The organism is Pseudomonas sp. S1_E05 (assembly GCF_056337105.1).
This window is the reverse complement of record NZ_JBFRHM010000001.1, coordinates 5,751,279-5,770,597: the sequence shown is the minus strand read 5'-3', so window position 1 is coordinate 5,770,597 and position 19,319 is coordinate 5,751,279. Positions and strand designations below refer to the sequence as shown.

15 protein-coding genes are annotated in these 19,319 nt (G+C 61.2%); 6 read left to right on the top strand and 9 right to left on the bottom strand.

Annotated elements, in window-relative coordinates; translation table 11 throughout:
- The first annotated feature begins 154 nt into the window (after positions 1 to 154).
- The 6 genes from AB4N33_RS26735 to AB4N33_RS26710 all read left to right on the top strand — a co-directional run bounded on the left by AB4N33_RS26735 (position 155) and on the right by AB4N33_RS26710 (position 8,593).
- Positions 155 to 1,315, top strand: coding sequence for an efflux RND transporter periplasmic adaptor subunit (locus AB4N33_RS26735; RefSeq protein ID WP_476458583.1), 1,161 nt, complete (start codon positions 155 to 157; stop codon positions 1,313 to 1,315).
- On the top strand, positions 1,312 to 4,413 hold the full coding sequence (locus AB4N33_RS26730; RefSeq protein ID WP_476458582.1) for a multidrug efflux RND transporter permease subunit: 3,102 nt from the start codon (positions 1,312 to 1,314) through the stop codon (positions 4,411 to 4,413). Before AB4N33_RS26735 ends, AB4N33_RS26730 begins: the two co-directional genes overlap by 4 nt.
- Positions 4,414 to 4,422: 9 nt before the next feature.
- Complete coding sequence (locus AB4N33_RS26725; RefSeq protein WP_460121096.1) at positions 4,423 to 5,106, top strand: heavy metal response regulator transcription factor; 684 nt, start codon at positions 4,423 to 4,425, stop codon at positions 5,104 to 5,106.
- Entirely contained in the window at positions 5,090 to 6,460 is a 1,371-nt protein-coding gene (locus tag AB4N33_RS26720) for a heavy metal sensor histidine kinase (RefSeq protein WP_460121093.1), read from the top strand. The genes AB4N33_RS26725 and AB4N33_RS26720 overlap by 17 nt, the downstream gene beginning before the upstream one ends.
- A 130-nt stretch (positions 6,461 to 6,590) precedes the next feature.
- On the top strand, positions 6,591 to 6,815 hold the full coding sequence (locus AB4N33_RS26715; protein WP_460126559.1) for a hypothetical protein: 225 nt from the start codon (positions 6,591 to 6,593) through the stop codon (positions 6,813 to 6,815).
- 293 nt (positions 6,816 to 7,108) lie between these two features.
- On the top strand, positions 7,109 to 8,593 hold the full coding sequence (locus AB4N33_RS26710) for a GGDEF domain-containing protein (RefSeq protein WP_476458581.1): 1,485 nt from the start codon (positions 7,109 to 7,111) through the stop codon (positions 8,591 to 8,593).
- A 215-nt stretch (positions 8,594 to 8,808) separates the two neighbouring features.
- Here the strand turns inward: AB4N33_RS26710 and lpxC are convergent, their stop codons facing one another.
- The 9 genes from lpxC to murD form a co-directional block, all read right to left on the bottom strand.
- The gene (lpxC, locus tag AB4N33_RS26705; RefSeq protein ID WP_460121089.1) at positions 8,809 to 9,720 is read right to left on the bottom strand and encodes a UDP-3-O-acyl-N-acetylglucosamine deacetylase; all 912 of its coding nucleotides are present in this window, start codon (positions 9,718 to 9,720) and stop codon (positions 8,809 to 8,811) included.
- 112 nt (positions 9,721 to 9,832) lie between these two features.
- Positions 9,833 to 11,026 (bottom strand): cell division protein FtsZ, encoded by a 1,194-nt coding sequence (ftsZ, locus tag AB4N33_RS26700; RefSeq protein ID WP_460121087.1) that lies wholly within the window; start codon positions 11,024 to 11,026, stop codon positions 9,833 to 9,835.
- Positions 11,027 to 11,131: 105 nt separating this feature from the next.
- Positions 11,132 to 12,391 (bottom strand): cell division protein FtsA, encoded by a 1,260-nt coding sequence (gene ftsA, locus AB4N33_RS26695; RefSeq protein WP_460121085.1) that lies wholly within the window; start codon positions 12,389 to 12,391, stop codon positions 11,132 to 11,134.
- 14 nt (positions 12,392 to 12,405) lie between these two features.
- A complete protein-coding gene (locus AB4N33_RS26690; protein ID WP_460121083.1) occupies positions 12,406 to 13,275 on the bottom strand; it encodes a cell division protein FtsQ/DivIB in 870 nt (289 codons plus the stop codon).
- Positions 13,276 to 13,279: 4 nt separating this feature from the next.
- Positions 13,280 to 14,248 carry a D-alanine--D-alanine ligase gene (locus tag AB4N33_RS26685; protein ID WP_476458580.1) on the bottom strand — a complete coding sequence of 323 codons (969 nt, stop codon included), beginning with the start codon at positions 14,246 to 14,248 and terminating at the stop codon, positions 13,280 to 13,282.
- Positions 14,245 to 15,705 (bottom strand): UDP-N-acetylmuramate--L-alanine ligase, encoded by a 1,461-nt coding sequence (gene murC, locus AB4N33_RS26680; RefSeq protein WP_460121080.1) that lies wholly within the window; start codon positions 15,703 to 15,705, stop codon positions 14,245 to 14,247. The genes AB4N33_RS26685 and murC overlap by 4 nt, the downstream gene beginning before the upstream one ends.
- Entirely contained in the window at positions 15,698 to 16,768 is a 1,071-nt protein-coding gene (gene murG, locus AB4N33_RS26675) for an undecaprenyldiphospho-muramoylpentapeptide beta-N-acetylglucosaminyltransferase (protein ID WP_460121078.1), read from the bottom strand. The genes murC and murG overlap by 8 nt, the downstream gene beginning before the upstream one ends.
- Positions 16,758 to 17,975 carry a putative lipid II flippase FtsW gene (gene ftsW / locus AB4N33_RS26670; protein WP_460121076.1) on the bottom strand — a complete coding sequence of 406 codons (1,218 nt, stop codon included), beginning with the start codon at positions 17,973 to 17,975 and terminating at the stop codon, positions 16,758 to 16,760. Before ftsW ends, murG begins: the two co-directional genes overlap by 11 nt.
- Entirely contained in the window at positions 17,972 to 19,318 is a 1,347-nt protein-coding gene (murD, locus tag AB4N33_RS26665) for a UDP-N-acetylmuramoyl-L-alanine--D-glutamate ligase (protein WP_476458579.1), read from the bottom strand. The genes ftsW and murD overlap by 4 nt, the downstream gene beginning before the upstream one ends.
- Position 19,319: the final 1 nt, after the last annotated feature.

Sequence of the window (19,319 nt, the reverse complement as noted above, 5' to 3'; positions counted from 1 at the left end):
TCCGGGTGGTGCAATAAAGTCGGCAGTATACCCAAACTGACAGCGCCGTCAGTTAGCAGTCACCTTCCTGACCGGCGAACGGGTTTATAAAGGTATTGATCCTGCGAACGATATCTTTATCTGAACCCGTCCCCCCACCCGGCGCCCCACTCGCATGCAAATTTCGAAAAAAACCGCCTTGATTGCAGGCCTGTTGATTGTGCTGGCTGCGCTGGGCACCTGGTATCTGACCAAACCGGCCAAGACCCGACTCGCCGCCTCCAGCGCGATCCCGGTGCGAGTGGTAAATGTTGCCGAAAAGGATGTGCCGCGCTACGTCAGCGGCATCGGCTCGGTCCTGTCTCTGCACAGCGTGGTGGTTCGTCCGCAAATCGACGGCATTCTGACCAAAATCCTGGTCAAGGAAGGCCAACTGGTCAGCAAGGGCGATTTACTCGCCAGCATCGATGACCGCTCGATCCGCGCCAACCTCGACCAGGCCCGCGCGCAACTCGGCGAAAGCCAGGCGCAACTGCAAGTGGCGCTGGTCAATCTCAAACGCTACAAACTGCTGAGCGTCGACGACGGCGTGTCCAAGCAGACTTACGACCAGCAACAAGCGCTGGTCAACCAACTCAAGGCCACCGCCCAGGGCAACCAGGCTTCGATTGATGCGGCTCAGGTACAACTTTCCTACACGCAGATTCGCTCGCCAGTCAGCGGCCGCGTTGGGATTCGCACGGTGGACGAAGGCAACTTCCTGCGTATGAGCGACACCCAAGGTCTGTTCACCGTGACCCAGATCGACCCGATCGCCGTGGAGTTCTCCCTGCCGCAACAGATGCTGCCCACCTTGCAAGGCCTGATCAACGATCCGCAACACGCCCGGGTCAAGGCCTACATCGGCGCCGACACCGACGGCGAGACCGGAAACCTGCTGGGTGAAGGCCACTTGACCCTGATCGACAATCAAATCAACGCCAACACCGGGACCATCCGCGCCAAGGCCGAATTCGACAACGCCGCACAGAAGCTCTGGCCGGGCCTGCTGGTGACCGTAAAAATTCAGACAGCGCTCGACAAGGATGCGCTCGTTGTGCCGCCCACTGTCGTACAACGCGGCCTGGATCAGCCCTTCGTCTACCGCGTCCAGGGCGACAAGGTCGAAACCGTGCCGGTGCAGATCGTGTATCAGGGCAGCGGCCAGAACATCATCAAGGGCGTAAAGCCGGGTGACGTGCTGGTCAGCGACGGGCAATCACGGCTCAAACCCGGATCGACCGTGCAGGTGCTCACCGAACCTGCACAAGTGGTGCAATCGCAGGCCGCCCAATGAAGGGCCAGGGCGGAGTGTCCGCCTGGTGCATCGATCACCCGGTGGCGACGGTCCTGCTGACCTTCGCCCTGGTGCTGCTGGGCGCCATCGCCTTCCCGCGCCTGCCGGTAGCCCCGTTGCCCGAAGCAGAATTCCCGACCATCCAGGTGGCCGCACAATTGCCCGGCGCCAGCCCTGAGACCATGGCGTCGTCGGTCGCCACGCCGCTTGAGGTGCAGTTCAGCGCCATCCCCGGCGTGACGCAGATGACGTCGAGCAGCGCCCTGGGCTCGACCAACCTGACGTTGCAATTCACCCTCGACAAGAGCATCGACACCGCCGCCCAGGAAGTGCAGGCGGCGATCAACACCGCCGCCGGCAAACTGCCAAAGGACATGCCCAACCTGCCGACATGGCGCAAGGTCAACCCGGCCGACAGCCCGGTGTTGATCCTCAGCGTCAACTCATCGCTGATGCCCGGCCCCGAACTCAGCGACCTGACGGAAACGCTGTTGTCCCGCCAGATCAGCCAGATCGACGGTGTAGGCCAGGTTGCCATCACCGGTCAGCAACGTCCGGCGATTCGTGTACAGGTCTCGGCGGACAAACTGGCGGCCATTGGACTGACCCTGGCGGACATTCGCCTGGCGATCCAGCAGACCAGCCTCAACCTGGCCAAGGGTGCGCTGTACGGAGAGTCGAGCATTTCCACCCTGTCCACCAACGATCAACTGTTCCACCCCGAGGACTACAGCCAGTTGATCGTTTCCTACAAGGACGGTGCACCGGTTCACCTTCGGGACGTGGCCAAAGTCGTTAACGGTTCGGAAGATGCCTACGTCCAGGCCTGGGCGGGCACGCAACCGGGGGTCAACCTGGTGATCTTCCGCCAGCCGGGGGCCAACATCGTCGAGACGGTGGACCGCATCCAGGCCGCCCTGCCGGAACTGGAAGCGATGCTGCCGGCCTCGGTACAGGTCAAGACACTGATCGACCGCACACAAACCATCCGCGCCTCGCTGCATGAAGTGGAAATCACCCTGCTGATCGCGATCCTGCTGGTGGTGGCGGTGATGGCCCTGTTCCTGCGTCAGCTGTCGGCAACGCTGATTGTCTCGGCCGTGCTCGGCGTGTCGTTGATCGCCAGTTTCGCCCTGATGTACGTCATGGGCTTCAGCCTCAACAACCTGACGCTGGTGGCCATCGTGGTCGCCGTGGGGTTCGTGGTGGACGATGCGATCGTGGTGGTGGAGAACATTCACCGGCATCTGGAGGCCGGGGACGGCATGCGCGAGGCCGCCATCAAGGGTGCAGGGGAGATCGGCTTCACCGTGGTCTCGATCAGTTTCTCGCTGGTGGCGGCGTTCATTCCGCTGCTGTTCATGGGCGGCGTGGTCGGGCGCCTGTTCAAGGAATTCGCCCTGACCGCCACCTCCACCATTCTCATTTCGGTCGTCGTGTCACTGACCCTGGCGCCGACCCTCGCGGCGCTGTTCATGCGCGCCCCGGTGCATCATGCCGATGGTAAAAAGGGCTTCGGCGAGCGCCTGCTCGACCTGTACGAAAAAGGCCTGCGTCGCGCCCTCGCCCATCAGAAACTGATGATTGGCATCTTCGGACTCTCGGTTGCACTGGCCGTCGGTGGCTATGTGTTCATTCCCAAGGGCTTTTTCCCAGTGCAGGACACCGGATTCGTGCTCGGCACCACCGAAGCGGCTGCGGATATTTCCTACGGCGACATGGTGAAAAAACATCTGGCCATGGCCGAGATCGTCGCGGCTGACCCAGCGGTCGAAACCTTCTCCCATTCGGTCGGCGTCTCGGGCAGCAACCAGACTATCGCCAATGGCCGTTTCTGGATCACCCTGAAAAAACGCAGCGACCGCGATGTGTCCGCCAGTGAGTTCATCGACCGCATTCGCCCGCAGTTGATGAAAGTCCCGGGCATCGTCCTGTACCTGCGCGCCGGCCAGGACATCAACCTCAGTTCCGGCCCGAGTCGCGCCCAGTATCAATACGTACTCAAGAGCAACGACGGCGCGGTGCTAAGCACCTGGACCCAGCGCCTCACGGATAAACTGCGCAGCATCCCCGCCTTTCGCGATGTGTCCAACGACTTGCAATTGGGCGGCAGCATCACCCACATCAGCATCGATCGCAGCGCGGCTGCGCGCTTCGGCCTGACCGCCAGCGATGTGGACGAAGCGCTGTACGACGCCTTCGGTCAACGCCAGATCAATGAGTTCCAGACCCAGGTCAACCAGTACAACGTGATCCTGGAACTGGACACCCGACAACGCGGCAAGGCCGAAAGCCTGAATTACTTCTACCTGCGCTCTCCCTTGAGCGGTGAGATGGTGCCGCTGTCGGCCCTCGCCCGCTTCGATCCACCCACGGTGGGCCCGCTGTCGATTGCCCATGACGGGATGTTCCCGGCCGCCAACCTGTCATTCAACCTCGCCCCTGGCGTGGCACTGGGCGATGCGGTGATCCTGCTAAACCAGGCCAAGGCCGACATCGGCATGCCGGTGGCGATCAGCGGCAATTTCCAGGGCGCCGCCCAGGCGTTCCAGAGTTCGCTGGCCAGCCAACCCTGGCTGATCCTTGCGGCACTGGTGGCGGTGTACATCATTCTCGGCGTGCTCTATGAAAGTTTCGTGCACCCGCTGACCATCATCTCGACCTTGCCGGCGGCGGGCCTGGGGGCGGTGATCATGTTGTGGCTCTGCGGCCAGGACTTCTCGATCATGGCCCTGATCGGCCTGGTGCTGCTGATCGGTATCGTCAAGAAAAACGGCATCCTGATGATCGATTTCGCCCTCGAAGCCCAGCGCAAGGGTGGCCTGCCCCCTGAAGAGGCGATCTTCCAGGCCTGCATCACACGGTTCCGGCCGATCATCATGACCACCCTCGCCGCCCTGCTCGGTGCCCTGCCGCTGATGCTCGGCTACGGCACCGGTGCCGAGTTGCGCCAACCGTTGGGGATTGCCGTGGTGGGTGGTTTGCTGGTCAGCCAGGTGCTGACGCTGTTTACCACGCCGGTCATATACTTGTGGCTTGAGCGGATCTTTCATAGACCCAAACCCGTGCCGACGCCGGCACTGGTCACCACAGACTGAGGCGGGGTCATGCGTGTCCTGATTATCGAAGACGAAGAAAAAACCGCGGACTATCTACACCGCGGCTTGACGGAACAGGGCTACACCGTGGACCTGGCGCGCGATGGTGTGGAAGGCCTGCACCTGGCACTGGAAAGCGACTACGCCGTGATCGTCCTCGACGTGATGTTGCCGGGCCTCGATGGCTTTGGCGTGCTGCGCGCGTTGCGTGCGCGCAAGCAAACCCCGGTGATCATGCTCACCGCCCGCGAACGGGTGGAAGATCGCATCAAGGGCCTGCGCGACGGCGCCGACGACTACCTGGGCAAACCGTTTTCCTTCCTCGAACTGGTGGCGCGCCTGCAAGCACTGACCCGGCGCAGCGGTGGCCATGAACCGGTCCAGGTGAGCATTGCCGACCTGTGGATCGACCTCATCAGCCGCAAGGCGACCCGCGCCGGCACGCGCCTGGACCTGACTGCCAAGGAGTTCTCGCTGCTCAGTGTGCTGGCCCGTCGCCAGGGTGAAATCCTCTCCAAAACGGCGATTGCCGAAATGGTCTGGGACATCAATTTCGACAGCGACGCCAACGTCGTCGAAGTGGCGATCAAACGCCTGCGCGCCAAGATCGACGGGCCGTTCGACGAAAAACTGCTACACACCATTCGGGGCATGGGTTATGTACTGGAGAGCCGTGATGATCGCCCCTCGTAACTCCATCGCCCTGCGCCTGAGCGGCATGTTCACGCTGGTCGCGCTATTGGTGTTCCTGCTGATCGGCGGCGCGTTGTATCAGCAGGTCGACAAAGGCCTGGGCCTGCTGCCCGAAGCCGAGCTCGATGCGCGTTACAGCGTGCTCGAGTCAGCCATCGGTCGCTACGGCACGCCGGAACATTGGGTGAAGATCAACAACAAGCTCAAGTTGCTGAGCGAAGAAGACAAGCGCATCAGTTTTTGGGTCGTCAGTGGCGATCCGCACTACGAATATGGCAACCCGACGTCACAAATCCGGACCTTGGCCGAAGGGCCGTTGGGCATGCGCGACCTGCAATTGCCCGACCAGCCCTACCCGCTGAAAGTGCTGGTCAGCCAGTTCCCGGCCAAGGACCAGCGTCCGCCGCTTCGTTTCATGATCGCGGTCGATACCGAGACGTTTTCCCAGACCCAGCACCATCTGCTGGTAGCCCTGATCAGCCTGGCCATTATCGGTGTGCTGCTGGCGTCCGTGCTGGGTTACTGGGTCGCGCGTATCGGCCTCAAGCCTTTGATCGAATTGTCCCATGAAGCCCGACGCCTGGCACCGCCGCTACGCTCCGGGCGCTTGCGCCTGTCGTCGCTGCCGCCAGAGCTTGATCAGTTCGTCAGCTCCTTCAACGCCACCCTGGAGCGGGTCGAGCAGGCGTACTCGCGGCTTGAGTCGTTCAACGCCGATGTCGCCCACGAACTGCGCTCACCGTTGACCAACCTGATTGGCCAAACCCAGGTGGCGCTGACCCGTGGCCGCTCGGCGGAACATTATTTCGAGGTACTGCAATCCAACCTCGAAGAGCTGGAGCGCCTGCGCTCGATCATCAACGACATGTTGTTCCTCGCCAGCGCCGATCAGGGCAGCAAGGCGACCAAATTGACCAGCACGTCGCTGGCGGACGAAGTGGCGACCACCCTGGAGTATCTGGATTTCATCCTTGAAGATGCACAGGTCCAGGTACAGGTTCGGGGGGATGCGCAGGTTCGGATCGAAATTGCGCACCTTCGTCGGGCGCTGATCAACCTGCTGAGCAACGCGGTGCAACACACCGATCCCGGCCAGGTGATCGAGGTGCGCATCGACGTCGAAGAGCATCAAGTCAGCATTGGTGTGGCAAACCCTGGCTCGCCGATTGCCAGCGAACACTTGCCACGGCTGTTCGAGCGTTTTTACCGGGTCGATGCGTCCCGCAGTAACAGCGGCAACAACCACGGCCTGGGCCTGGCGATCGTCAAGGCGATTGCGCTGATGCACGGTGGTGATGTGTTTGTACGCAGCGATCACGGCATGAACACGTTCGGTATTCACCTCCCCGTCTGACCCCTTGTCATTGCGCGACTGTTGCTTATGGAGCAACAGTCCTTTCATGAATCCGCTCTTTTTCCCCGCCTCGATGCCCCTTATCTTTGCCCGCACCAAACAGCACTTGCCAAGCAAGAAGGTTTTAAAGATGTCCAACAGTATGGGTATTGCCAGCGCGTTCGTTTTGTCTTCCCTGTTCGTCTCTCCGTTCGCCATGGCTGAAGAGTCGCAGACCTTCGCCGCGCACAATGCCGCACGCACAGCGGCGTTCGAACAACACCAGAGCGAAATGACAGCCAAAGCAGCGGGCGCTACGCAAACCCCTCAAGCATCGAGTGTCCAGGCCCAGCCACAGGTTGAGAAAGACAGCTGATCGCGACGTTTCCCTCGACACTTTTCCTCGGCTCTTCCCTTGGAAAAGTTGTCTTCAAAGCCGCTGCCTGTCAGCGGCTTTTTTTGTATTTGTTACACAAGGCGTAACGGTAACCCAAGTCACTGTAGGAGCGAGCACGTCGAGGCGTCGAACCGTCGCGATGGTCGTCAACGAAAACGCTGGCAGCTTGACACTCCGCGGTGGCCTTGTGTCCATCGCGAGCATGCTCGCTCCTACAGGTCATGCGGTTAGGGCTACGCTTAATCTGTCACTCCAGCAGACAAGCCAGCCCAATGACCACCAGTCGTACTCACATTCCATCACGCAGTAGCGGACGCCCCGAGATCCTGGCAATACTAGGCAGTTCACTGACCGTCATCGCCATCATCGCCATCGTCACTTTTCTGCTGATCCGCGAACGCGCCGGTGCCCAGCAAGCAGCCACACGCAGCGCAACCACCATTGCCCAACTGATCGATGCCGACGTACTGCGCACCGTCGAACTCTATGACCTGAGCCTGCAAGGCCTGATTGCCGCCTCGCAAAGGGATGACCTGAAACAGGTGTCTGCGCAGATCCGTCATCTGGCGCTGTTCGACCGGTCCACCAGCGCTCGCTTCAAGGGTGTCATCCTGTTGCTGGCCCCCAACGGCGAGGTGCTGGCAGATTCGTCACGGATCGATCCCAAACCGGGTAACTTTTCCGATCGCGATTACTTCCTGGCGCATGCCGCCAGCCCTGACAGGGAAATGTTCATCAGCCGGCCGAGCGAGGACGATGACAGCTGGCGGATCCATTTCAGCCGGCGTATTTCCTCGACCACAGGGGAATTTCTCGGCGTCGCCGTCGCGTCGATGCGGCTGAGCTATTTCGATCAACTGTTCAAAAGTCTGGACATCGGCGAAGGCGGCATCCTGTCGATCATCAGCGACGACGGTATCCTGCTCGCACAAAAGCCCCATCTCGAGAATGATCCGATCGGCAGAAGTTTCGCCGACCGCCCCAACGTCCAGCGCATCCTGCGCGAGCGCAACGGCAGCTTCGATAGCGTGTCGAGCATCGACGGCCGGCAACGTCTGTACACCTTTTCCAGGGTCGGCAACCTGCCGTTGACCGTGATCGTTGCGCTCTCCGGCAACGATGTGTTCGCCGCCTGGCGACGCACCGCCCTAGTGATCAGCGGCGCCACGGGGGTGTTGTGCATTGGCCTGCTGTGGCTGACCGTCCTACTGTGCCGAGAGCTGCGCCTGCGCCACATGGCGGAGCAGGAACTGGCGCAGTTGGCTGCCACCGACGCGCTGACCGGCGTTGCCAACCGTCGGATGTTGGACCAGACGCTACGCCATGAGTGGTTTCGTGCACAGCGCTCAGGCAAGCCTCTGTCCTTATTGATGATTGATGCCGATCATTTCAAGGCGTTCAATGATCAACATGGTCATCAGGCCGGTGATGAAGCGTTGCGCGCGCTGGCCAAGGTGATCGGTGACAATGTGCGACGACCGGCCGATTTGGTGGCGCGCTATGGTGGAGAAGAGTTTTCCGTGGTGCTGGCGGAAACGGACGGTGCGGGCGCGAAATTGATTGCCGAACACATTCGGCTGGCCGTGGAACAGCTGCCATTCGTGGCGGGGGTCGAGTCGCCGATTACGGTCAGTATCGGCATCAGCACCTGGACCACCGCCACCCATTACAGCCTGGAGCAACTGCTCATCGCGGCGGACAGGGCGTTGTATCAGGCCAAGGATGGAGGGCGGAATCGGGTGGTCAGTGCAACCTGAATACACGCCACCTCCCTGTAGGAGCGAGCATGTCGAGGCGTCGAACCGTCGCGATGGTCGTTAACGATAACACTGGTGGCCTGACACCCCTCGGAGCCTGACCCTCCATCGCGAGCATGCTCGCTCCTACAGAGGATCGGGCCCATCCACAAAATCGCAGGCATAAAAAAAGGCCACCCGAAGGCAGCCTTTAAAAAACTAGAGAGGTTTTTTACTTACACAGCCGCAACAGGACGCATGTAAGAGATTGGTGCGGTGCTGGCGTCTTCAAAGGTCACGACTTCCCAGGCATCTGTCTGCTCAATCAACTTGCGCAGCAGCTGGTTGTTCAGTGCGTGGCCGGACTTGAAGCCCTTGAACTCACCAATCAGGCTATTGCCCAGCAGGTAGAGGTCACCAATTGCATCGAGAATCTTGTGCTTCACGAATTCGTCTTCATAACGAAGGCCGTCTTCGTTCAGTACACCATCGGAATCGACCACGATCGCGTTTTCAACGCTGCCGCCGAGTGCGAGGTTGTGCTTGCGCAGGTACTCGATGTCACTCATGAAACCAAAGGTACGGGCGCGGCTGACTTCTTTTACGAACGAAGTGCTGGAAAAATCCACGCTTGCACTCTGGGTGCGGTCACGGAAAACCGGATGATCGAAATCGATCTCGAAACTCACCTTGAAACCTTCGAAAGGGACGAAAGTGGCGCGCTTGTCGCCGTCTTCCACTGTCACTTCCCGCAGGATACGGATGAATTTCTTGGCAGCATCCTGTTCTTCCAGGCCTGCCGATTGAATCAGAAATACGAAGGGTCCAGCGCTGCCATCCATGATCGGGACTTCGGACGCGGAGAGCTCGACGTAGGCGTTATCGATGCCCAGGCCAGCCATGGCCGAAAGCAAGTGCTCAACCGTATCCACTTTCACGTCACCGTTGACCAGCGTCGTCGACATGGTTGTCTCGCCGACGTTGGCGGCACGAGCCGGGATCTCGACCACAGGATCGAGGTCGGCACGGCGAAAGACGATGCCGGTGTCAATCGGTGCAGGCTTGAGGGTCAGGTAGACCTTCTCGCCGGAGTGCAGACCAACACCTGTGGCACGGATAATATTTTTCAGTGTGCGTTGTTTAATCATGGCTTGGGCCGCTTCAGCGCAAATTGCGAACTGGTATCAACAAAGGCTGGCGATAATAGCAGACCATGCCTTTGCTGAACACCAATCACCTTCATAGCCCTGATACATTCCATCAATCGGCCTGACGACGCAGGAAAGCCGGGATGTCCAGATAGTCCAGATCATCTTGCGGATTCATCTTCGCAGCAGTCGCAGCACCGGCCTGGGCCTGGTTGCGCATGACGGTCGGACGGTCCAGGTCACGGTAATTCACCGCTGGCGCTTCCTGACGAGCGGGCGCCGCAGTTTGCGGTTGTGCTGCCATGGAGGTGTGAACGGTGTTGTCGATGACCTTCACAGGCTTCTCGATTTTTGCACCCAGACCGGTGGCAACCACGGTTACGTGCAGTTCGTCGCGCATGTCCGGATCGATAACGGTACCGACCTTGACCATCGCATGCTCGGAAGCGAAGGCTTCGATGATGCTACCCACGTCGGAGTACTCACCCAGGGACAGGTCTGGACCTGCGGTGATGTTCACCAGGATGCCGCGCGCACCTTGCAGGTTCACGTCTTCGAGCAACGGGTTGCGGATGGCCGCTTCGGTGGCTTCGCGTGCACGGTTCGGACCGCTGGCGCAGCCAGTGCCCATCATCGCCATGCCCATCTCGCTCATCACGGTACGTACGTCGGCAAAGTCGACGTTGATCATGCCCGGACGCTTGATGATGTCGGAGATACCGCGAACAGCACCGGCCAGTACATCGTCAGCCTTGGCGAAAGCCGACAGCAGGCTGGCGTCCTTCCCGAGGATAGTCAGCAGCTTCTCGTTGGGAATGGTGATCAACGAGTCGACGCTTTCGGACAGCAGACGAATGCCTTCGTCGGCGAGTTGCATGCGCTTGCGGCCTTCGAACGGGAACGGACGGGTCACCACCGCAACGGTGAGGATCCCCATTTCCTTGGCGACTTCGGCAATGATCGGCGCAGCACCCGTACCGGTACCACCGCCCATGCCAGTGGTGATGAACACCATGTTGGTGCCCTGCAGGACTTCGGCGATGCGCTCACGATCTTCGAGAGCGGCCTGACGGCCCACTTCAGGGTTGGCACCGGCGCCCAGACCTTTGGTCACGCCAGTACCCAGTTGCAGGATGGTCCGCGCGCTGATGCTTTTCAGCGCCTGGGCATCAGTGTTGGCGCAGATGAACTCAACGCCTTCAATGTTGCTCTTGACCATGTGATTGACGGCGTTGCCGCCGCCTCCGCCAACACCGATGACCTTGATGACCGGGCTTGCGGGGACGTTGTCTACGAGTTCGAACATTTTCCCTCTCCTTTACGTTCTCTAGTTTTTTTCGCCTACTGCGTTACTGCGTGTTGCTGCTTGCTCTGTCTTGCAGCTTCAAGCTTGAAGCTTGCTGCTGCTTCTTTAAAAGTTGCCTTGTACCCAGCTCTTGATGCGATCGAGCAGGGCACCTTTGGGTTCTTCATTGCTGTAGCTGTCACGGCTGCCGATGCCCGAGAACGAAACCCCGTCGGACTGCTTTTGCAGGCCGTACATCAACAAACCAACGCCTGTGGAATAGATCGGGTTGCGCACCACGTCATCCAGGCCTTTCACGCCGTGGGGCACGCCCAGGCGTACCGGCATGTGGAAGATCTCTTCGGCCAGCTCGGTGGCGCCTTCCATTTTCGACGTACCACCGGTCAGCACGATGCCGGCCGGGATCAGGTCTTCGTACCCGCTGCGTCGCAGCTCGGCCTGGATCAGCGTGAACAGCTCGTCGTAACGCGGCTCGACCACTTCGGCCAGGGCCTGGCGGGACAACTCACGCGGTGGACGGTCGCCTACGCTTGGCACCTTGATGGTCTCACCGGCACCGGCCAGCTTGGCCAGCGCGCAGGCATAGCGGATCTTGATTTCTTCGGCGTACTGGGTCGGTGTGCGCAACGCCATTGCGATGTCGTTGGTCACCTGATCGCCAGCAATCGGGATCACGGCGGTGTGACGGATCGCGCCTTCGGTGAAGATCGCGATGTCAGTGGTGCCGCCACCGATGTCCACCAGGCAGACGCCCAGCTCTTTTTCGTCGTCGGTCAGTACCGAATACGCGGACGCCAGTTGCTCAAGGATGATGTCGTCGATTTCCAGGCCACAGCGGCGCACGCACTTCTCGATGTTCTGCGCGGCGTTGACGGCGCAGGTGACCACGTGGACCTTGGCCTCCAGGCGCACGCCGGACATGCCCAGCGGCTCGCGCACGCCTTCCTGGTTATCGATCACATAATCCTGCGGCAGGGTGTGCAGCACGCGCTGATCCGCCGGGATCGCCACGGCCTGGGCGGCGTCAAGCACGCGCTCCAGGTCGGCGGTGCTGACCTCACGATCGCGAATGGCGACGATGCCATGGGAGTTGAGGCTGCGGATGTGATTGCCCGCCACGCCGACGAACGCCGAGTGAATTCGGCAACCGGCCATCAGTTGCGCTTCTTCAATCGCGCGCTGGATCGACTGCACGGTGGATTCGATGTTCACCACCACGCCCTTCTTCAGGCCGCGGGACGGATGAGTGCCGATCCCGACGATATCCAGCGTGCCGTCGTCCCCGACCTCACCGACCAGCGCCACCACCTTGGAGGTGCCGATATCGAGACCGACGATCATTTTGCCGCTTTGCACGTTTGCCATGGGTCCTGCCTCTCTTAATTCTTCGCGACAGCGGGTTGGGCTGTCGTGGGCGCTACCGGTTCCCGCCAGCCAACAGCCAGGCCGTTGGCGTAACGCAGATCGATACTCGCAATGTTCGTAATCTGTTCTTTAAGCGTCTTGTCATAGATGGCAATGAAACGGCGCATCTTCTCTACCTGGTTGCCGCGGCCCAGCAGCAGCTCGATCCCCGGGCCCGAACTGCCGGCACCGGTGGTCAGGAACCAACTACCCCGTTCACGCAACTCCAGGCGCGCAATCGAGAAGCCCAGCGGCCGGAGCATCTGGCTCAGCACCTGGTATTGCTGCATCACTTGCTGCTGGGCCCGTTGTGGGCCGAACAACTGCGGCAGGTGTTCGTAGTTCGCCAGCTCACGCGGGGTGAACGCCTGGCCCTGGTTGTTCAACAGGGACTCATCGCCCCACCGGGCAACCGGCAGTTGTTCTTCCAGGCGGATCACGACCTGATCCGGCCACACCCGACGCACTTCGGCGTGGGCAATCCATGGCATCTGCTCAAGCTCGGTGCGCATGCTCGCCAGGTCGATGGTGAAGAAGCTCGACGCCACGTAGGGGGCGATCCGCTGCTGCACCGCTTGCTGGCTGATGTAGCTGAGGTCGCCCTGTACCGCGACCTTGGTGATCGGCCGGTCCGCATACGGCAGCAACCTTTGCGCGCCCTCGTAGGTGCCGAACCCCAGCCCAACCAGCAATACCGGCCAGGCCAAGGCTTTGAGAAAGCCAAAATTGGCTTTGGGCAGGCGTGCGGACATCGGCTCCTTGGCCACCATTCGGCTTGCACCCCGTGGCACCGGCTTGCGGCCGGGTGCGGGTGGGGGCTGATGTCGCAGCTGAGCGCCTCGCATGGACTTACCCTCGCGGCTCTTCGTTGTCGGCAATGCTTGCCGCCAGGATTGCCAGCACCAGTTGCTGGAAATCCAGGCCGGCGGCACGTGCCGCCATCGGCACCAGGCTGTGATCGGTCATGCCCGGTGCGGTGTTGACTTCAAGGAACCAGAATTGACCGTCAGCATCCTGCATCACGTCTGCCCTGCCCCAACCGGCGATACCCAACGCCTCACACGCCTTGGCCGTGAGGTCCATCAGTTCCTGTTCCTTGGTGCTGTCCAGCCCGCATGGAATGCGGTACTGGGTATCGTTGGCGATGTACTTGGCGTCGTAGTCGTAGAAACTGTGTGTCGTGCCCAGGGCGATCGGAGGCAACACCTGGTCACGCAGCGTGGCGATGGTGAACTCGGGACCTTGAATCCATTGCTCGACCAACACTTGCGAATCGTAGGTACTGGCCGCTTTCCAGGCGTCGATCAAGGCGTCGCAGGAAGTCACTTTGGCCATACCGATACTTGAACCTTCATGGGCCGGTTTGACGATCAAAGGAAAGCCCAGTTCCGTCGCTGCCGAAATACAATCGGCCTCGCAAGTCAACACGGCGTGACGCGGCGTCGGGATGCCGAGGCTTTGCCAGACCTGCTTGGTCCGCAGCTTGTCCATGGCCAACGCCGACGCGAGGATGCCGCTGCCGGTGTACGGAATGCCCAGGCACTCCAACAGCCCCTGCATGCTGCCGTCCTCACCGCCACGACCGTGGAGAATGATGAAGGCCCGGTCGATTTTCTCGCTCAGCAGCCGCTGCAACAGATCGTCTCCGACGTCGAGGCCGAATGCGTCAACGCCGGCGTCTTGCAGCGCCTGGAGGACCGCGTTGCCCGATTTCAGGGACACCTCACGTTCGGCACTCTTGCCGCCGAACAGCACGGCGACGCGACCGAAGTCCTTCGGCGCGACAGTGGAGACGAGGTTCGCGTATGCAGCAGTCATTTCAATTTCCCCACGGCCGGTGCCGCCACGGCGCCGGTGAACAACGGACTTTTCAACAGATTCGGAGCGAGGCCGCCCACATCACCGGCGCCCTGGCACAGCAGGATGTCGCCGGCACGCAGCAGCGGCTTGACCACGGGCGCGAGGTCGACACCGCGCTCGATGTAGATCGGGTCGAGCTGGCCGCGCTGACGGATGCTGTTGCACAGCTTGCGGCTGTCAGCGCCCGGGATCGGCTCTTCGCCTGCCGGGTACACTTCCATCAGCAACAGGACGTTGGCGTCGGCCAGCACCTGGACGAAATCGTCGTATAGGTCACGGGTCCGGCTGTAGCGGTGCGGCTGATAAACCATCACCAACCGGCGCTCCGGCCAGCCACCGCGTACGGCCTTGATCACGGCGGCGACCTCGGTCGGGTGGTGACCGTAATCGTCGACCAGCATCACGTTGCCGCCTTCGACCGGCAGTTCGCCGTAGACCTGGAAGCGTCGACCCACGCCCTGGAACCCGGACAGCCCCTGGACAATGGCTTCGTCACTGACGCCTTCGTCGGTGGCAATGCAGATGGTCGCCAGTGCGTTGAGCACGTTGTGATTGCCCGGCATATTCACCGAGACGTCCAGTGGCTCACGGTCAGGACGCAGTACGGTGAAGAACGTCTGCATACCCTGCTGGCGTACATTGATCGCACGCACGTCGCAGTCGTCGCCGAAGCCATAGGTCACGGTCGGACGTTTGACCTGAGGCAGGATTTCACGCACGACTGGATCATCGAGGCACACCACGGCCAGACCGTAGAACGGCAGGTTGTGGAGGAACTCGACAAAGGTTTTCTTCAGTTTGTTGAAGTCACCGTCGTAGGTCGCCATGTGGTCGGCGTCAATATTGGTCACCACGGCCACCAGCGGTTGCAGGTGCAGGAAGCTGGCGTCACTTTCATCGGCTTCCGCGATCAGGTAACGACTGGTACCGAGTTGTGCATTGGTGCCCGCGGCGTTCAGGCGGCCACCGATGACGAAGGTCGGGTCCAGGCCACCGGCGGCAAACACCGAGGCAATCAGGCTGGTGGTGGTGGTTTTGCCGTGGGTACCGGCAACGGCAATGCCGTGGCGATAGCGCATCAGCTCGGCCAGCATTTCGGCGCGCGGCACCACGGGAATGCGACGCTCCAGCGCGGTGGCAACTTCCGGGTTGGAGGTGTTCACCGCGCTCGACACCACCAGCACGTCAGCGGCAGCGGCGTTTTCGGCGCGGTGACCAATGAAAATCTGCGCACCAAAGGTTTCCAGGCGCTCAGTCACCGGCGACGCTTTGAGGTCGGAGCCGGACACTTCATAACCCAGGTTCAGCAACACTTCGGCGATGCCGCACATGCCCACGCCGCCGATACCCACGAAGTGGATATGACGGATGCGGCGCATTTCCGGTTGCGGCATGGCTTTCTGATTCTCAACCATGGGCCACCTCCAGGCAGGTATCGACCACGTTACGGGTGGCATCGGGTTTGGCCAGGCGACGGGCAGCGGCCGCCATGTCGGTGAGTCGTTGTGGTTGCATCAAAACCTCTGTCAGGCGAGCGGCAAGATCCGCTGCACCAGTCGTTCTTTGCGGCATCAGGAAGGCAGCACCTTCGCGGGCCAAATAATCGGCGTTGCGGGTCTGGTGGTCGTCGATCGCGTGGGGCAAAGGCACCAGCATCGAGGGCAGACCGGCGGCGGCCAGTTCACTGATGGTCAATGCGCCTGCACGGCACACCACCAGGTCAGCCCAGCCATAGGCTTGGGCCATGTCTTTGATGAAAGGCTGCACTTGCGCCTCGACGCCAGCGGCGCGATAGCGCTCTGCAGTCACTTCATCGTGTTTTTTGCCAGCCTGATGGAACACTTCCGGGCGCAGGTCGGGAGCGACTTGCGCCAGGGCTTCTGGCAGCAACTTGTTCAACGGTTCTGCGCCCAGGCTTCCGCCCAGGATCAGCAAACGCGCCTTGCGACCTGCCAGGGCAGGTCGCGGGGTGTCGAGGAACAGCTCGGAGCGCACTGGATTACCCGTGGTCCGTCGGCTGTCCGACAGGGTAAAGGTGTCGGGGAACGCTTCACAGACTCGGGCGGCCAACGGCACCAGCAACCGATTGGCGGTACCGGCCACAGCGTTCTGTTCGTGAACGATCACCGGCACACCGGCCAGTTTGGCCGCAACACCACCAGGACCGGTCACATAACCGCCAAATCCGACGACACATGCCGGGCGCAACTGACGAATGATCGTGCGCGCCTGCCAGATCGACTTGAGCAACATGAACGGCGCCTTGAGCAGGGACAACTTGCCCTTGCCACGCAGGCCACTGGCGTTGATTCGATGCAACTCGATACCGGCCATCGGCACCAGGTCGTTTTCGATGCCGCGCGGCGTCCCCAGCCAATGCACCGTGTAGCCGCGCATCTGGAATTCGCGGGCACAGGCCAGCGCCGGGAACACGTGGCCACCGGTGCCGCCGGCCATGATCAGGACGTTAGCGCCCATGTCTTGGCTCCTCGGCAAAGTCGCTCTCATGGAACTCCATTTCCTCGCTGCCCAGGTGGGTCCGACTCTCCCACTCGATACGCAGCAGCAAACCCAGACAGGCGCAGCAGATCACCAACGAGCTGCCGCCGTAGCTGAGGAACGGCAAGGTCAGGCCCTTGGTTGGCAGCAGGCCGACGTTCACCCCGATATTGATCAGGAATTGACCAATCCAAAGGAAAGACAAGCCATAGGCGATATAGGCGGCGAAGAACTGCTTGGACTTCTCGGCCCAATAACCGATGTACATGCCGCGCACACAAACGAAAACGAATAGCGCCACGGTCAACAACGACCCCACGGCACCCAGTTCTTCGGCCAGAACCGAGAATACGAAGTCAGTGTGGGCTTCGGGCAGGTAGAACTGCTTCTGCACGCTATTGCCCAAGCCAACGCCGAGCCATTCGCCACGACCAAACGCGATCAGCGCCTGGGACAACTGATAGCCGGCACCGAACTGGTCGGCCCACGGGTCAGCGAAGTTGGTCAGGCGCGCCATCCGATACGGCTGCACTTGAATCAACAACACCACCGCCGCGACGGCCAGGACCACCATCAGCGAGAAACGGAACAGTCCGACCCCACCGAGGAAGAGCATCGCCGCTGCGGCCCCCATCATGACGACGGTGGCGCCGAAGTCCGGCTCCATCAGCAGCAGGCCGGCCATCGGCAACAGCACGATGAACGGCTTGAAGAAACCCATCCAGCTCTCGCGCACTTCTTTCTGGCGACGCACCAGGTAACCGGCGAGATAGATCACCACGAAGACCTTGGCGATCTCGGACGGCTGGACGTTGAAGAAGCTGAAGCCGATCCAGCGCATCGAGCCGTTCACTTCGCGGCCGATCCCGGGGATGATCACCATCACCAGCAAGCCAAACGCACCAATGAGCATCATCCAGCCCAGGCGTTGCCAGGTGGCGATCGGGACCATCATCGTGACAATGCAGGCACCCAGACCCAGCGCCACGTAGATCAGGTGGCGAATCATGTAATACAGCGCGCTGCCCGATTGCACCGCCGCCACTTCGGTCGATGCCGAGGCAATCATCACCAGCCCCAGCCCCAGCAGCGCCAGGCAGCCGGCCAGCATCGGGAAGTCGAGGTCGATACCACGCCCGGTGATGATCGGCGACGGATACGGCTTGATGATGTTCAAAAGGCTCATGCCAGATCCTCCACTGCATGGACGAACTGGTGACCACGGTCTTCGTAGTTCTTGAACATGTCGAAACTGGCGCAGGCTGGCGACAGCAGCACCGCGTCACCGGGTTGGGCAACGGTGCGGCATTGCTCCACCGCTTCGACCAGCGACGCGACACGGATCAGTTGCACACCATCGCCAATGGCCGCGCCGATCTTGTCCGAGTCACGACCCATCAGGATCACGGCACGGCAGTTGGCAGCCACCGGATCGCGCAGGTCCTTGAATTCGGCACCCTTGCCATCGCCACCGGCGATCAGCACCAGCTTGCCGTCAATGTCGGCCCCCAGGCCTTCGATGGCGGCCAGTGCAGCGCCCACATTGGTGGCCTTGGAGTCGTTGTAGTAACTCACGCCGTCCAGGTCTCGGACCCATTGGCAGCGGTGCTCGAGGCCCGCGAAGGTGCGCAGGCTCGAGAGCATGGCATCGAACGGCAGGCCGACCGCATGCCCCAGCGCCAAGGCCGCGAGGGCGTTGGACTGGTTATGGGCACCGCGAATTTTCAACTCGCGCACCGGCATCAGGTTCTGGAATTCGAAGGCCAGATATTTCTCGCCGTTCTCTTCGCGGATACCAAAGGCCTTGAAATCGGGTTTACCCAGGCCGAAGGTCCAGCAAGGTTGACCTTCGCCCATCAACGGACGGGTCAGGGCGTCCTGCCGGTTGACCACAAACTGCCGGGCACCGCGGAAGATCCGGTGCTTGGCCAGGTGATAGGCCGGCAGGCCGCTGTAGCGGTCCATGTGGTCTTCGCTGATGTTGAGCACGGTCGCCACTTCGGCGTTGAGCTGGTCGGTGGTTTCCAATTGGAAACTCGACAGCTCCATGACGTACAGCTCGATGTCGTCATCCAGCAGGTCCAGCGCCGGCGTGCCCAGGTTGCCACCCACGGCGACGCGCTTGCCTGCGGCTGCAGCCATTTCGCCTACCAGGGTGGTCACGGTGCTTTTCGCGTTGGAACCGCTGATGGCCACGATCGGTGCCTTCGCGTGACGCGCGAACAGCTCGATGTCGCCGGACAACTTCACGCCACGGGCCGCAGCCGCCTGCAGGGCCGGGGTCGCCAATGCCAGGCCGGGGCTCACGTAGAGCTCATCGGCACGGCACAGGAATTCGACGTCCAGCTCGCCACAACGCACTTCCACGTGCGGATAGTCACGCTTGAGCGTGGCCAGTTCCGGCGGGTTTTCGCGCGTATCGGCCACGGCAAACGACGTGCCCCGGCTCGCCAGGAAGCGAACCAGGGACATGCCGCTCTTGCCGAGGCCGACAACGATGCGGAAGTGGTCAGAAGCGATCAGAGACACT

Bases quoted from the DNA above. Each gene is read 5' to 3' on its own strand.
- AB4N33_RS26730 (WP_476458582.1), top strand. From the start codon at position 1,312: ATGAAGGGCCAGGGCGGAGTGTCCGCCTGGTGCATCGATCACCCGGTG.
- ftsA (WP_460121085.1), bottom strand. From the start codon at position 12,391: ATGGCAAACGTGCAAAGCGGCAAAATGATCGTCGGTCTCGATATCGGC.
- ftsZ (WP_460121087.1), bottom strand. From the start codon at position 11,026: ATGTTCGAACTCGTAGACAACGTCCCCGCAAGCCCGGTCATCAAGGTC.
- AB4N33_RS26715 (WP_460126559.1), top strand. From the start codon at position 6,591: ATGTCCAACAGTATGGGTATTGCCAGCGCGTTCGTTTTGTCTTCCCTG.
- AB4N33_RS26735 (WP_476458583.1), top strand. From the start codon at position 155: ATGCAAATTTCGAAAAAAACCGCCTTGATTGCAGGCCTGTTGATTGTG.
- AB4N33_RS26685 (WP_476458580.1), bottom strand. From the start codon at position 14,248: ATGACTGCTGCATACGCGAACCTCGTCTCCACTGTCGCGCCGAAGGAC.
- ftsW (WP_460121076.1), bottom strand. From the start codon at position 17,975: ATGAGCCTTTTGAACATCATCAAGCCGTATCCGTCGCCGATCATCACC.
- AB4N33_RS26710 (WP_476458581.1), top strand. From the start codon at position 7,109: ATGACCACCAGTCGTACTCACATTCCATCACGCAGTAGCGGACGCCCC.
- murC (WP_460121080.1), bottom strand. From the start codon at position 15,705: ATGGTTGAGAATCAGAAAGCCATGCCGCAACCGGAAATGCGCCGCATC.
- lpxC (WP_460121089.1), bottom strand. From the start codon at position 9,720: ATGATTAAACAACGCACACTGAAAAATATTATCCGTGCCACAGGTGTT.
- AB4N33_RS26725 (WP_460121096.1), top strand. From the start codon at position 4,423: ATGCGTGTCCTGATTATCGAAGACGAAGAAAAAACCGCGGACTATCTA.
- murG (WP_460121078.1), bottom strand. From the start codon at position 16,768: ATGGGCGCTAACGTCCTGATCATGGCCGGCGGCACCGGTGGCCACGTG.
- AB4N33_RS26690 (WP_460121083.1), bottom strand. From the start codon at position 13,275: ATGCGAGGCGCTCAGCTGCGACATCAGCCCCCACCCGCACCCGGCCGC.
- AB4N33_RS26720 (WP_460121093.1), top strand. From the start codon at position 5,090: ATGATCGCCCCTCGTAACTCCATCGCCCTGCGCCTGAGCGGCATGTTC.